Here is a 13,947-nt window from a genome sequence, read left to right as displayed (position 1 = left end):
GTAGCGGCAATAAGAGAACCAATGGCCAAGCCCAAGGTGTTTTTCAGTTTCATCCGTTAAATCCCCATCTGGTGATTGTGAAGCAGTCCCGCAAACCGGGGGACAACTCGGCGGCAAGTCTATCAGAACTTGCCTACACGTAAGAGATATTTGCGCTGAACTAAGTTTCAGCAATGCCTGCAAATTTCTCACGCAATTTGTCTAGAGCACGTTTGTACCGCATTTTTGTCGCACTCAAACCCATGTGCATGATGTCTGCGATCTCCTGAAACTCCAGCTCTGCGACAAATCGTAGCACCAGAATTTCACGGTCAATCGGGTTCACATACACCAGCCAGCGATCGAGCCCGCCCTTCTCCTCGGGTTTCGGCGCCTTTTCTTCCGACGCTTCCTCCAGGGGGTCCAGACTCAAAGCGTCCATCAAGCGACGCTTTCGCCGTTCCTTCCGATACTGCGTGATGCATTCGTTATACGTGATGCTGTAGAGCCAGGTTTTGAACTTCGATTTCCCCTCGAAGTTCTTCAGGCCGTACAACACCTTAAGCATCACTTCCTGACAGACATCGTCTGCGTCGCGATCGTTCCCAAGATATCTCGCACAAACGTTAAATAATGTTCTCTGGTAACGCCGCATCAGCTCTTCATAGGCGCGCGTCACGTGAAACAGCTCGGTATGCGAGCGCGCGACCAACTCCTCATCAGAGAGCTCACGGGGGTCATAGCGCGTGGATAGCGTTTGGGCTTTATTCAAAACAAGTCGTGCCGACAGTCAGGTCAATGTCCGCCGCAACCCTCACAGGGCATTTTGCGGCGGCATACATTAGCAGGGTTTGCCGGGTTAGCGGCTACTCACATGCTGTTCCAGCAGGATCCGATTGGAGAGTGAGACTAGCTCACCCTCATCGGTCAGCAATGTGGTTTTAACCGTGCCGATCTCTTCGATCTGGCCTTCGACCTCGCCAACACGCACTTGTTGCCCAACCTGATACAACTCACGCACATAGATTCCCGCAAGAATCTGACCGGCAATTTCCCGGCTTCCCAAGCCCATGGCCAGCGCAACCGCCAGACCAACGGTAATCAATACGATGACGATCACATGGTTCAGCAGGTCGGTCTTGACCTCAAGCTGACTGATCGCGACCGAGATACTGATGATGATCACCAGCCCCTGGGCAATGCGGCCCAAACCTGAAGCGTAGTCCAGCCCTACGCCTTCTGCCGCCCCGCGCACCAGCCCGTTGGCCAATTGTGCGAGTAATACACCCACCAGCAACACCAGCGCGGCGCCGAAAACTTTCGGCAAATACAACGCCAGCATGTCCAGCGTAGCTGAAACTCGCTCAAGTCCAAGGGACTCTGCTGCAGAAACCAGGAAAATCAGCAGAACAAACCAATAGACGATCTTGCCGATCAGGGTCGAGATCGGCACTTGCAGCCCGGCACGCGACATCAATTTGGTCAGCCCGGTGCCGCCCATCAGGCGATCGAGGCCCAGTTTGGCGAGCAATTTGGAGAGCAAGGTATCGAGCAGCTTGGCCACCACGAAGCCCAACAGCAGCACAACCAGTGCGCCGAACAGGTTCGGGATGAAATTGGCGACTTTGGTCCACAACGCAGTCATTGCAGTGACGAGGCTCTGAGTCCAGAGATCAAGTTCCATATTCAATCAGCCTTATCAGCAGTGCGTGCAGTAGTTTTACGAAGACGGGAAACCGGCGAAACGTGGGCCGATCCGTTATTCAGGGCGATCATCAACGCGGGCAGCCAACGGCCCAGCAGACTGAACAGATCACCGGCGCCAACCTGACGGTTGGCAGTTTTGAGTACGCGCCCCAGACAGGCATCGTCGTCGCGGGTGGACGGCGAGGCGTTGAGCATGTCGCGCAAAGACTGTTCAAACGGATCGTGCATACGCACCTCTCGTGATGTCTGTGAAAGACGCGGGCAAATTTGGTCGGGTCACATGTTGCATAGTCACACCCAGCGCAAACGGCGGAATAACCACCATTGCCCGAAGGCCATCGCCAGCACCGTCAGACAGGCAATCAGGAAACCGTAAGGGCTGCTGGAGAACGGAATGCCGCCCACGTTGATGCCCAGCAGGCCGGTGAGAAAACTCATCGGCAAAAAGATGCAGGTGATGATCCCGAAACGGTACATCGTGCGATTCATGCGCACGTTCAAACGCCGGTCTTCGGCCTCCAGCACAAGGCCCATGCGCTCTCGGGTCAATTCGAGCTCTTCGAGATAGCGCGTCAGGCTGTTGTTCAATTCGTTCCAGTAGTCGGCGTCATCGTCGACGAACCACGGCAGTTTTATCCGCGTCAGCTGTCCGAAAATGTCCCGCTGCGGTGCCAGAAAACGCTTCAGCCCGGCCGCCCGGCGGCGGATGTGCAAAATCGAGCCATGCTCGGGAGTATACCGTTCGTCGGCATCCAGCTTTTCTTCCTCTTCATCGACCAGTTCCGACAGGCACGTGACCAGATCCTGCACCTTGTTGGTGAGAAATTGTGCCAGATAAAGGATCAGTTCAGAGGAGGTTTTCGGGCCTTTGCCTTCGCTCAACAGCGCCAACAGTTCATCGGTGGCGCGCAGCGGACGCAAACGCAGGGAAATGACGCGCTGGGCGGAAGCGAAAATCCGTACCGAGACCATGTCTTCCGGTTCGGCACCGGGATTGAGATTGACCCCGCGCAGAAACAGCAGCAACTCTGCGTCCGGCAACGGCAACAGGCGCGGGCGGGTGTTTTCTTCCAGCAACAGGTCGCAACTGAATTCATTCAAGCCACTGGATTTGCGCAGCCAGGTCTGGGTTTGTGGATGGCTGCGATCCCAGTGCAGCCACAGGCTTTCATGGGCCTGCAGCCGCAGATCGTCGAGTTCGGTCCGGGCAATCGCGCGCGCGCCGCCTTTTCCGTCCAGCACCAGGGCATGCACCAGCCCCCACTGCGCGTTTTCTTCCTCGAACATCCGCATCCCTTTGTCGAAAACTTTATTCAGGCATCTTCAGCGGGCTCGGCGAGATAATCACGCCGTTGTTGTCCGCATAGATGTATTGGCCCGGGTGGAACGTCACGCCGGCGAACGTCACCGCCACGTTGAGGTCGCCGATGCCGCGTTTTTCGGTTTTCATCGGATGGCTGGCCAGCGCCTGGACGCCAAGATCGGTCTGCGCGATGACATCGACATCGCGGATGCAACCGTAGATCACCATGCCTTCCCAGCCGTTTTTTGCGGCTTTTTCGGCCAGCATGTCGCCGAGCAGCGCGCGACGCAGGGAACCGCCGCCATCGACCACCAGCACCTTGCCGTTGCCTTTGAGCTCAACCTGTTCCTTGACCAGCGAGTTGTCTTCGAAGCATTTGATGGTCACGATTTCGCCGCCGAAGGAATCACGGCCGCCAAAATTGCTGAACATCGGTTCAAGCACCTGCACCAGCTCCGGATAGGCGTCGCACAGGTCAGGCGTGAGGTAATGGTTCATCGAAAAACTCCTGTAAAAAGGAAGACGATCAAGGATGTCGCACTCTTTGAAACGAGTCCCGGCGGCCGCTGTTTACCTTAGTTCATGCAATGGTCGCTGAACGAACCTGAACCAACGCTGAAACGTAATAGCTAAACAGCCACCAAATATGACCAGAAATGCACAATGCGTCATATCTTAGCCGCAAGCCAGTGCGAACGAAATGCCCTTTTCAGAGCCTTCGCTCACACCGCCGCAGCCAGATCCGCTTTCTCGCCCAGCAGCGGCGCGTGCTGATCCTGCAGCCAGCGCGCCACCAACGGCCAGACTTCGGCCTGCGCGGCCTTGCTCACCAGCATCTCGACATGCCCGAAGTTGTCGCTGAAGCCTTGTTCACGCCCCAGATTGACGAACTGTTTGTGCTCGGAACCGATCTGCTCGAACAGTTTGCGACAGGCCCACGCCGGATCCTGATGATCCCCCGCCGCCGTCACGGCCAGCACGGGCACCTGAACCCCGGCAAGTCCGGCCCACCAGTCCTTGTCCTTGTCGCCAAAACGGCCGAACAGGCCGTACCAGCGCATGCTTTCCAGCGCCAGACCGATCGGCTCGTCTTCCGGGCCGCGCTTGAGGCGTGAACCGGACAATTGCGCGAAACGCTTGAGAATGAAGCGTCCGCTCCACTCCACTGGCGGAATCTTCAGCGGCCAGTACGTGCGGCTGACTTGCGTGCCGAAAAACGCCGCAGAAGCCACCGCCGGCTCGCCAAGGTACTCGCCACCCAGCGCCGCCGCCAACGTGATGCCACCCAGCGAATGACCGATCCAGTGTGGCACCTGGCCGCTCTGCTCGCGGACGAACGCGGCAATCGCCGGCAGATCGTAACGGGCGTAGTCGGCCACGCGGTTGCGCCGGTAATCCTCATTGCGTTGCGACAGACCATGGCCGCGCATTTCCGGGATCCACACGTCGAAACCCAGACGCGTCAGATACGCGCCCAGGCCCAGCCCCTTGGGGGAGAACCAGAAGCGTCGGTTGGAAAAACTGCCATGCAGCAAAATCACCGGCACACCGCGAGGCGCCGTGTCATCGGCCATGCCCAAACGGGTGACGGCGATCTCCACGGACCAGTCCGGGCTGTTGCCCGGTTTCAATCGATAAACGTCTTCGCTCAGATCACCGCGTCGTTCGGCGCTGATCAGGGCGACAGGAAACAGGTTGCTGCTGCTTTGCATAATGCTCTTGCACAAAAAAGGGCGGCATCTACAGGAGCCCGCCCTACTTCAATCTCAAGGCCCCCGACCTTTGTGGGAGCGGGCTTGCTCGCGAACGCGGTGTATCAGCCAACATTTGTGGCGGATCTTATTCCGTCTTCGCGAGCAAGCCCGCTCCCACAGGGGAGGATGGCCGTTCACATATTGATCAAGCCTGCGCTTGGCCTTCGGCGAGGAAGAACCAGGTTTCCAGCACGGAATCCGGGTTCAGCGACACGCTTTCGATGCCCTGCTCCATCAGCCACTTGGCCAGGTCCGGATGGTCCGAAGGACCCTGACCGCAGATGCCGATGTACTTGCCGGCCTTGTTGCACGCGGCAATCGCATTCGCCAACAGCTTCTTGACCGCCGGGTTACGCTCGTCGAACAGGTGCGCGATGATCCCGGAGTCACGGTCCAGGCCCAGCGTCAGCTGGGTCAGGTCGTTGGAACCGATCGAGAAGCCGTCGAAGAACTCGAGGAATTCTTCAGCGAGAATCGCGTTGGATGGCAGTTCGCACATCATGATCACACGCAGGCCGTTGTCGCCACGGGCCAGGCCGTTTTCGGCGAGCAGATCGACCACCTGACTGGCTTCGCCCAAGGTACGCACGAACGGCACCATGATTTCGACGTTGGTCAGGCCCATCTCGTTGCGCACACGTTTCAGCGCGCGGCATTCGAGTTCAAAGCAGTCGCGGAACGATTCGCTGATGTAACGCGAAGCGCCACGGAAGCCCAGCATCGGGTTTTCTTCTTCCGGCTCGTACAGCTTGCCGCCGATCAGGTTGGCGTATTCGTTGGACTTGAAGTCCGACAGACGCACGATGACCTTTTTCGGCCAGAACGCTGCAGCGAGGGTGCTGATGCCTTCAACCAGTTTTTCGACGTAGAAACCGACCGGATCGTTGTAACCGGCGATGCGCTTGTCGACGCTGTCCTTGATTTCCTGCGGCAGGCCGTCGTAGTTCAACAGCGCTTTCGGGTGGACGCCGATCATGCGGTTGATGATGAACTCCAGACGCGCCAGGCCGACACCGGCGTTCGGCAGCTGGGCGAAGTCAAAGGCGCGGTCCGGGTTACCGACGTTCATCATGATCTTGAACGGCAGCTCCGGCATGGCGTCGACGGAGTTTTTCTTGACGTCGAAGCCCAGCTCGCCTTCGAAGATGTAACCGGTGTCGCCTTCGGCGCAGGACACGGTTACGCCCTGACCATCCTTCAGCAGTTGGGTGGCGTTGCCACAGCCCACCACCGCCGGGATCCCCAGTTCACGGGCGATGATCGCCGCGTGGCAGGTACGCCCGCCACGGTTGGTGACGATGGCACTGGCGCGCTTCATCACCGGTTCCCAGTCCGGGTCGGTCATGTCGGAGACCAGCACGTCGCCGGCCTGGACTTTGTCCATTTCCGAGACGTCCTTGATGATCCGCACTTTACCGGCGCCGATACGCTGGCCGATGGCGCGACCCTCCACCAGCACGGTGCCGGTCTCTTTCAGCAGGTAACGTTCCATGACGTTGGCCTGAGTGCGGCTCTTCACGGTTTCCGGACGGGCCTGCACGATGTACAGCTTGCCGTCGTCACCGTCCTTGGCCCACTCGATGTCCATCGGGCAACCGTAGTGCTTCTCGATGATCATCGCCTGCTTCGCCAGCTCGCTGACTTCGGCATCGGTCAGGCAGAAACGCGCGCGCTCGGCCTTGTCAACGTCGACAGTCTTGACCGAACGACCGGCCTTGGCCTCGTCGCCGTAGATCATCTTGATCGCTTTGCTGCCCAGATTGCGGCGCAGGATCGCCGGGCGACCGGCGTCCAGGGTGCCTTTGTGTACATAGAATTCGTCGGGGTTGACCGCGCCTTGAACAACGGTTTCGCCCAGACCGTAGGCGCCGGTGATGAACACCACGTCACGGAAACCGGATTCGGTATCGAGGGTGAACATCACGCCGGCGGTACCGGTTTCCGAACGCACCATGCGCTGCACGCCAGCCGACAGGGCGACCAGTTTGTGGTCGAAGCCCTGGTGCACGCGGTAGGAAATCGCCCGGTCGTTGAACAGCGAAGCGAATACTTCTTTGGCGGCGCGGATAACGTTTTCCACGCCACGAATGTTCAGGAAGGTTTCCTGCTGACCGGCGAACGATGCGTCCGGCAAGTCTTCGGCGGTGGCGGAAGAACGCACGGCCACGGCCACGTCAGGGTTGCCGGCCGACAGTGCGGCGAACGCGGTGCGGATCTCGGTATTCAGTTTTTCGGGGAATTCGGCGTCCATGATCCATTGACGGATCTGCGCGCCGGTCTTGGCCAGCGCGTTGACGTCATCGACGTCCAGGGCGTCGAGAGCCTTGTGGATCTGGTCGTTGAGGCCGCTCAGTTCGAGAAAGTCGCGATAGGCCTGCGCGGTGGTGGCGAAACCGCCGGGGACCGACACACCGGCACCCGCCAGGTTGCTGATCATCTCGCCCAGGGATGCGTTCTTGCCCCCCACATGCTCAACATCGTGTTTGCCGAGCTTATCGAGGGAAACTACGTACTCTACCAAGGTGATCTCTCCACTAACTGTGTTGGAAAAGCTCAGAAACCGGCTGCTCGGGGGAGCGTTGGCCGGTTGTATGGCCTGGACCTGGAAAATAAGTGAGAATGCGGGCCAATGGCGGCCGGCAAATCGCGCCTATCATATCCAGAAATGCTCATTAGCTTAAGGCCCAAGGTGCAAATGAAACGATCTGCTTTCTTTATCTCCGATGGCACCGGCATCACTGCCGAAACCCTGGGTCAAAGCCTTCTGGCGCAGTTCGAAAACATTACCTTCAGCAAGGTCACGCGGCCGTATATCGACAACGCGGACAAAGCGCGGGCCATGGTACAACAAATCAACAAAGCCGCCGAAACCGACGGCATGCGCCCGATCATCTTCGACACCATCGTCAATCAGGACATTCGTGAGATTCTCGCAACCTCCAATGGTTTCATGATCGACATTTTCTCGACCTTCCTGGCCCCGCTCGAACAGGAACTGACCGAGCATTCTTCCTACACCGTCGGCAAGTCGCATTCGATCGGGCACAACTCCAATTACATGGAGCGCATCGAGGCGGTTAACTTCGCTCTCGACAACGACGACGGCGCGCGCACCCACTATTACGACAAGGCCGACCTGATACTAGTGGGCGTGTCGCGTTGTGGTAAGACGCCGACGTGCCTGTACATGGCGATGCAGTTCGGTATCCGCGCGGCCAACTATCCGCTGACCGAAGACGACATGGAGCGTCTGACCCTTCCGACTGCCCTGCGCGCCCATCAGCACAAGCTGTTCGGCCTGACCATCGACCCGGACCGCCTCACCGCTATCCGTAACGAGCGCAAACCCAACAGCCGCTACTCGAGCTACGCCCAGTGCGAATTCGAAGTGCGCGAAGTGGAAAACCTGTTCCGCCGCGAAAACATCCCGCACATCAATTCCACGCATTTTTCGGTGGAAGAGATTTCGGCGAAGATCCTGGTGGAGAAAGGCGTGGAGCGGCGTTTCAAATAACAAAACTCATCCCCTGTAGGAGCTGCCGCAGGCTGCGATCTTTTGATTTTGATCTTGAAAAGCAAAATCAAAAGATCGCAGCCTGCGGCAGCTCCTACAGTGTTTGGTGTCAGATGACGAACAGGTCGACGAAGCGATTTACGGGAGTAGATTCAAGCTTCGCCTGATCCTTGCACAGTGCGAAGATCTCACCGCTACGCTGCGCGGTGAATCGTGTCAGCAGATTCGCCTTGAATTTGCCCTCCAGCAATGGAATGCCTTCGACCCGGCGTCGACGATGGCCGATCGGGTATTCCACCACCACGTTCTCGGTACTCGTCCCGTCCTTGAAAAACACCTGCACCGCGTTGGCAATCGAGCGTTTGTCAGCCTCCAGGTATTCGCGGGTGAAACGCGGCTCTTCGACGATGACCATTTTCTCGCGCAGTACATCGATGATCGGGTGCGCGGCGTGGAACTCGTCCTCGTACTGCTCGGCCACCAGATTGCCGAACGCCAGCGGCACGGCTGTCATGTACTGAAGGCAGTGATCGCGATCCGCCGCGTTCGCCAGCGGCCCGACCTTGGAAATGATACGAATCGCCGACTCGTGGGTAGTGATGACGATGCGGTCGATTTCCTGCAGCCGGTTGCGCACCAGCGGGTGCAAGGTGACCGCCGCTTCGCAGGCGGTCTGCGCGTGGAACTCGGCGGGAAAACTGATCTTGAACAGCACGTTTTCCATCACGTAACTGCCGTAAGGCCGCGAGAAACTGAAAGCGCGTTTGCCTTCCGGCTTGAGCGCCAGATCGTTGTTGGTGTGGCTGAACGAGACGTCGTAGAAGCCCCACTGTTTGGCCGTCAGCACGCCGGGAATACCCATCTCGCCGCGCAGGGCGATGTCGGCCAGACGCACGCCACGACTGGTCGCATCCCCCGCCGCCCAGGATTTGCGCGACCCGGCATTCGGTGCATGGCGATAAGTGCGCAGCGCCTGACCGTCAACGAAGGCATGGGACAGCGCCGACAGCAGTTGCTCGCGATTGGCGCCCATCAGTTTGGCAGTGACGGCGGTCGAAGCGACTTTCACCAGTAGAACGTGGTCGAGGCCGACGCGGTTGAAGGAGTTTTCCAGGGCGATCACGCCTTGAATCTCGTGGGCCATGATCATCGCTTCAAGCACATCGCGAATTGTCAGCGGACTCTCACCATTGGCAATGCGCTTCTGCGAAAGATGATCGGCCACCGCAAGAATCCCGCCAAGGTTGTCCGACGGATGCCCCCATTCAGCGGCCAGCCAGGTGTCGTTGTAGTCGAGCCAGCGCACGATGCAACCGATGTCCCACGCAGCTTTCACCGGGTCGAGGCGATACGACGTGCCGGGCACCCGCGCGCCGAACGGCACCACGGTGCCTTCCACGAGCGGGCCAAGGTGTTTGGTGCATTCGGGAAAACGCAGCGCCAGCAGGCCACAGCCCAGCGTATCCATCAGGCAGTTGCGGGCGGTGTCGAGGGCTTCAGCAGATTCGACGTTGAAGGTGAGGACGTAATCGGCGATGTCCTGCAGGACACGGTCGTAGTCGGGGCGGTTGTTCAGGTCGACGTTGGCGCTCATGTTCGATTCACTCTTGCAGTGGTTCGTTGATGGGACCTCGGTTCAGGCGATGCATTTTTATTTTTGAATTACGTACTCATGTAGGAGCTGCCGCAGGCTGCGATCTTTTGATCTTGATCTTAAAAAACAAGATCAAAAGATCGCAGCCTGCGGCAGCTCCTACAGGGAGGTGTCGGGTTGCAATGATCCCGTGTGTTGGGTCAGAAGGAGTCGCCGGGCACGCGCACGTAGCCTTCCATCAGCACCCGCGCACTGCGGCTCATGATGGCTTTTTTCACCACCCACTCACCGTTTTCCAGGCTGGCCTCGGCACCGACGCGCAAGGTGCCGGACGGATGGCCGAAGCGCACTGCGGTGCGTTCAACGCCACCGGCGGCGAGGTTCACCAGAGTGCCGGTGATCGCTGCAGCGGTGCCGATGGCCACGGCGGCAGTGCCCATCATCGCGTGGTGCAACTTGCCCATCGACAGCGCGCGCACCAACAGATCGACATCAGCGGCGGCGATCGCCTTGCCGCTGGACGCCACGTAATCCGCGGGCCTGGCGACAAACGCGATTTTCGGCGTGTGCTGACGCTTGGCCGCTTCGTCCAGATTCGAAATCAGGCCCATGCGCAATGCACCGTAGGCGCGGATGGTTTCGAACATCTGCAGCGCTTGCGGATCACTGTTGATCGCGCTCTGCAGCTCGGTGCCGGTGTAGCCGATGTCTGCGGCGTTGACAAAAATCGTCGGGATCCCGGCATTGATCATGGTCGCCTGGAATGTGCCGACACCCGGCACCTCAAGCTGATCGACCAGGTTGCCGGTGGGGAACATCGAGCCCCCACCGCCCTCTTCTTCCGCCGCCGGGTCCATGAATTCGACCTGCACTTCGGCGGCCGGAAAGGTCACGCCGTCGAGTTCGAAATCACCGGTTTCCTGCACCTCGCCATGGGTGATCGGCACGTGGGCGATGATGGTCTTGCCAATGTTGGCCTGCCACACGCGCACCACCGCCACGCCGTTGTGCGGAATGCGGCTGGCGTCCACCAGACCGTTGCTGATGGCGAACGAACCGACCGCTGCCGAGAGGTTGCCGCAGTTGCCGCTCCAGTCTACGAACGGCTTGTCGATGGACACCTGACCGAACAGGTAATCGACGTCGTGATCGGCCTTGATGCTTTTCGACAGGATCACGGTTTTGCTGGTGCTGGAGGTGGCGCCGCCCATGCCGTCGATCTGCTTGTCGTACGGGTCTGGGCTGCCGATCACCCGCAGCAGCAAGGCATCGCGGGCCGGGCCGGGAATCTGCGCGGCTTCGGGCAGATCCTTGAGGCTGAAGAACACGCCTTTGCTGGTGCCGCCGCGCATGTAGGTGGCGGGGATTTTGATCTGCGGTGCGAAATTAGCTGCGTGAGCCATGGTGCTCCTTATCCGCAAACGCGGGTCAACCGACCCGCGCTCGCACTACGTGATTTAAACGGCAACAGCCGACTCTTCGAGGAAGTCCTGGGCGAAGCGCTGCAACACGCCGCCGGCCTCGTAGATCGACACTTCTTCAGCGGTGTCCAGCCGGCAGGTCACCGGCACTTCAACGCACTCGCCGTTCTTGCGGTGGATCACCAGCGTCAGGTCGGCGCGCGGGGTGCGGGCGCCGATCACGTCGTAGGTTTCGCTGCCGTCGATGGCCAGGGTGTGGCGGTCGGTGCCCGGTTTGAATTCCAGCGGCAACACGCCCATGCCCACCAGGTTGATGCGATGGATGCGCTCGAAACCTTCGGCGACGATCGCTTCCACGCCCGCCAGACGCACGCCCTTCGCCGCCCAGTCGCGGGACGAACCCTGACCGTAGTCGGCGCCGGCAATGATGATCAGCGGTTGCTTGCGCTCCATGTAGGTTTCGATGGCTTCCCACATGCGCATCACTTTGCCTTCTGGCTCGACCCGCGCCAGCGAACCCTGTTTGACCTTGCCGTTTTCCTGAACCATTTCGTTGAACAGTTTCGGGTTGGCGAAGGTCGCGCGTTGCGCGGTCAAGTGGTCGCCACGGTGCGTGGCGTACGAGTTGAAGTCCTCTTCCGGCAGGCCCATTTTCGCCAGGTATTCGCCGGCGGCGCTGTCGAGCATGATCGCGTTGGAGGGCGACAGGTGATCGGTGGTGATGTTGTCCGGCAGCACCGCCAGCGGACGCATGCCCTTCAGCGGCCGCGCCCCGGCCAGTGCACCTTCCCAGTACGGCGGACGGCGGATGTAGGTGCTCATCTCGCGCCAGTCGTATAGCGGCGTGACTTTCGGGCCGGTGTCTTCATGGACGGCGAACATCGGAATGTAGACCTGACGGAACTGCTCCGGCTTGACCGACGACTTCACCACCGCGTCGATTTCTTCGTCGCTCGGCCAGATGTCTTTGAGGCGGATTTCCTTGCCGTCGACCACGCCCAGCACATCCTTCTCGATGTCGAAACGGATGGTGCCGGCAATGGCGTAAGCGACCACCAGCGGCGGCGAGGCGAGGAACGCCTGTTTGGCGTACGGGTGGATGCGCCCGTCGAAGTTGCGGTTGCCGGAAAGCACGGCAGTCGCATACAGATCGCGGTCGATGATCTCTTGCTGGATCACCGGATCGAGGGCGCCGGACATGCCGTTGCAGGTGGTGCAGGCAAACGCGACGACGCCGAAACCGAGCTGTTCCAGCTCCGTGGTCAGCCCCGCTTCGTCGAGGTAAAGCGCCACGGTTTTCGAACCCGGTGCCAGCGAGGATTTGACCCACGGCTTGCGCGTCAGGCCAAGCTTGTTGGCATTGCGCGCCAAGAGGCCTGCGGCGATCACGTTGCGTGGGTTGCTGGTATTGGTGCAACTGGTGATGGCGGCGATGATCACTGCGCCGTCGGGCATCTGCCCCGGTACGTCATCCCACTGCCCGGAGATGCCTTTGGCCGCCAGATCCGCTACCGCGACGCGAGCGTGCGGGTTGCTCGGGCCGGCCATGTTGCGCACCACCGACGACAAGTCGAACGTCAGGCCACGCTCGTATTGCGCGCCCTTCAGGCTGTCGGCCCACAGGCCGTTGAGTTTGGCGTATTGCTCGACGAGCTGCACTTGCTGGTCTTCGCGACCGGTGAGTTTCAAGTAGTCGATGGTCTGCTGGTCGATGTAGAACATCGCCGCGGTGGCGCCGTATTCCGGGGCCATGTTGGAGATGGTCGCGCGGTCGCCGAGGGTCAGCGCGGACGCGCCTTCGCCGAAGAACTCCAGCCACGCGCCGACGACTTTCTGTTTGCGCAGGTATTCGGTCAGGGCCAGCACCATGTCGGTGGCGGTGATGCCCGGTTGCAGCTTGCCGGTCAGTTCGACGCCGACGCTTTCCGGCAGGCGCATCCACGAGGCGCGACCGAGCATCACGCTCTCGGCTTCAAGTCCACCGACGCCGATGGCGATCACGCCCAGCGCATCGACATGCGGGGTGTGGCTGTCGGTGCCGACGCAGGTGTCGGGGAACGCCACGCCGTCGCGCACCTGAATCACCGGGGACATTTTCTCCAGGTTGATCTGGTGCATGATGCCGTTGCCCGGCGGGATCACATCGACGTTCTTGAAAGCCTTTTTGGTCCAGTTGATGAAGTGGAAACGGTCTTCGTTGCGCCGGTCTTCGATGGCGCGGTTCTTCTCGAACGCCTGCTGGTCGAAACCGCCCGCTTCCACCGCCAGCGAGTGGTCGACGATCAGTTGCGTCGGCACCACCGGGTTGACCTGCGCCGGGTCACCACCCTGCAGGGCGATCGCGTCACGCAGGCCGGCGAGGTCGACCAGTGCGGTCTGGCCGAGAATGTCGTGGCACACCACGCGTGCCGGGAACCACGGGAAGTCGAGGTCGCGTTTGCGTTCGATCAGTTGTTTCAGCGAATCGGTGAGCGTGGCCGGGTCGCAGCGACGCACAAGGTTTTCCGCCAGCACGCGGGAGGTGTACGGCAGGGTGTCGTAGCTGCCGGGCTGAATCGCCTCGACCGCCGCACGGACGTCGAAATAATCCAGGGAACTGCCGGGCAGGTTTTTGCGGAATTCTGTGTTCATCGGGTCAGGACTCGGGTCACGGTAGTTTCAAAGGGAAGAGGCCT

At 59.9% G+C, this 13,947-nt stretch carries 12 protein-coding genes; 1 reads left to right on the top strand and 11 read right to left on the bottom strand.

The window, feature by feature from the left end:
* The 8 genes from DBR18_RS30315 to ppsA form a co-directional block, all read right to left on the bottom strand.
* Positions 1-53: OmpA family protein (locus DBR18_RS30315; protein WP_146188767.1), on the bottom strand; the 53-nt coding region annotated here is incomplete at its 3' end.
* A 107-nt stretch (positions 54-160) separates the two neighbouring features.
* Positions 161-751: an RNA polymerase sigma factor SigX gene (gene sigX, locus DBR18_RS17335; protein ID WP_011333251.1), complete on the bottom strand. Its 591-nt coding sequence runs from the start codon at positions 749-751 to the stop codon at positions 161-163.
* An 87-nt stretch (positions 752-838) separates the two neighbouring features.
* Positions 839-1,663 (bottom strand): mechanosensitive ion channel domain-containing protein, encoded by an 825-nt coding sequence (locus tag DBR18_RS17330; RefSeq protein WP_007916401.1) that lies wholly within the window; start codon positions 1,661-1,663, stop codon positions 839-841.
* Between the two features lie 2 nt (positions 1,664-1,665).
* Positions 1,666-1,914, bottom strand: coding sequence for a CrfX protein (locus DBR18_RS17325; protein ID WP_108591216.1), 249 nt, complete (start codon positions 1,912-1,914; stop codon positions 1,666-1,668).
* Positions 1,915-1,977: 63 nt separating this feature from the next.
* A complete protein-coding gene (locus DBR18_RS17320) occupies positions 1,978-2,973 on the bottom strand; it encodes a zinc transporter ZntB (RefSeq protein WP_108591215.1) in 996 nt (331 codons plus the stop codon).
* A gap of 22 nt (positions 2,974-2,995) precedes the next feature.
* Positions 2,996-3,487, bottom strand: a complete 492-nt coding sequence (gene rraA, locus DBR18_RS17315) for a ribonuclease E activity regulator RraA (RefSeq protein WP_108591214.1) — start codon at positions 3,485-3,487, stop codon at positions 2,996-2,998.
* Positions 3,488-3,711: 224 nt separating this feature from the next.
* Complete coding sequence (locus DBR18_RS17310; protein WP_108591213.1) at positions 3,712-4,701, bottom strand: alpha/beta fold hydrolase; 990 nt, start codon at positions 4,699-4,701, stop codon at positions 3,712-3,714.
* 187 nt (positions 4,702-4,888) lie between these two features.
* Positions 4,889-7,264 carry a phosphoenolpyruvate synthase gene (ppsA, locus tag DBR18_RS17300; RefSeq protein ID WP_007960913.1) on the bottom strand — a complete coding sequence of 792 codons (2,376 nt, stop codon included), beginning with the start codon at positions 7,262-7,264 and terminating at the stop codon, positions 4,889-4,891.
* A 174-nt stretch (positions 7,265-7,438) separates the two neighbouring features.
* Here ppsA and DBR18_RS17295 point away from each other — a divergent pair, with 174 nt between their 5' ends.
* The gene (locus DBR18_RS17295; RefSeq protein ID WP_003223283.1) at positions 7,439-8,257 is read left to right on the top strand and encodes a pyruvate, water dikinase regulatory protein; all 819 of its coding nucleotides are present in this window, start codon (positions 7,439-7,441) and stop codon (positions 8,255-8,257) included.
* A gap of 109 nt (positions 8,258-8,366) precedes the next feature.
* On the opposite strand, the gene prpD is transcribed toward DBR18_RS17295, so the two are convergent.
* The 3 genes from prpD to acnD all read right to left on the bottom strand — a co-directional run bounded on the left by prpD (position 8,367) and on the right by acnD (position 13,903).
* On the bottom strand, positions 8,367-9,851 hold the full coding sequence (gene prpD / locus DBR18_RS17285; RefSeq protein WP_108591211.1) for a 2-methylcitrate dehydratase: 1,485 nt from the start codon (positions 9,849-9,851) through the stop codon (positions 8,367-8,369).
* Positions 9,852-10,051: 200 nt separating this feature from the next.
* Positions 10,052-11,254, bottom strand: a complete 1,203-nt coding sequence (gene prpF, locus DBR18_RS17275; RefSeq protein WP_108591210.1) for a 2-methylaconitate cis-trans isomerase PrpF — start codon at positions 11,252-11,254, stop codon at positions 10,052-10,054.
* 54 nt (positions 11,255-11,308) lie between these two features.
* On the bottom strand, positions 11,309-13,903 hold the full coding sequence (gene acnD / locus DBR18_RS17270) for a Fe/S-dependent 2-methylisocitrate dehydratase AcnD (RefSeq protein ID WP_108591209.1): 2,595 nt from the start codon (positions 13,901-13,903) through the stop codon (positions 11,309-11,311).
* Between the last annotated feature and the right edge of the window lie 44 nt (positions 13,904-13,947).

The sequence above is a fragment of the Pseudomonas sp. HMWF021 genome (assembly GCF_003061005.1).
In the GTDB taxonomy this organism is placed as follows: Bacteria; Pseudomonadota; Gammaproteobacteria; order Pseudomonadales; family Pseudomonadaceae; genus Aquipseudomonas.
The sequence above is the reverse complement of the archived record's forward strand: the minus strand, read 5'-3'. Positions and strand labels throughout refer to the sequence as shown.

Excerpts from the sequence above, each read along its gene's own strand:
- rraA (WP_108591214.1), bottom strand. The coding sequence starts at position 3,487 with ATGAACCATTACCTCACGCCTGACCTGTGCGACGCCTATCCGGAGCTG.
- DBR18_RS17330 (WP_007916401.1), bottom strand. The coding sequence starts at position 1,663 with ATGGAACTTGATCTCTGGACTCAGAGCCTCGTCACTGCAATGACTGCG.
- acnD (WP_108591209.1), bottom strand. The coding sequence starts at position 13,903 with ATGAACACAGAATTCCGCAAAAACCTGCCCGGCAGTTCCCTGGATTAT.
- DBR18_RS17310 (WP_108591213.1), bottom strand. The coding sequence starts at position 4,701 with ATGCAAAGCAGCAGCAACCTGTTTCCTGTCGCCCTGATCAGCGCCGAA.
- prpD (WP_108591211.1), bottom strand. The coding sequence starts at position 9,851 with ATGAGCGCCAACGTCGACCTGAACAACCGCCCCGACTACGACCGTGTC.
- DBR18_RS17295 (WP_003223283.1), top strand. The coding sequence starts at position 7,439 with ATGAAACGATCTGCTTTCTTTATCTCCGATGGCACCGGCATCACTGCC.
- prpF (WP_108591210.1), bottom strand. The coding sequence starts at position 11,254 with ATGGCTCACGCAGCTAATTTCGCACCGCAGATCAAAATCCCCGCCACC.
- DBR18_RS17320 (WP_108591215.1), bottom strand. The coding sequence starts at position 2,973 with ATGTTCGAGGAAGAAAACGCGCAGTGGGGGCTGGTGCATGCCCTGGTG.
- DBR18_RS17325 (WP_108591216.1), bottom strand. The coding sequence starts at position 1,914 with ATGCACGATCCGTTTGAACAGTCTTTGCGCGACATGCTCAACGCCTCG.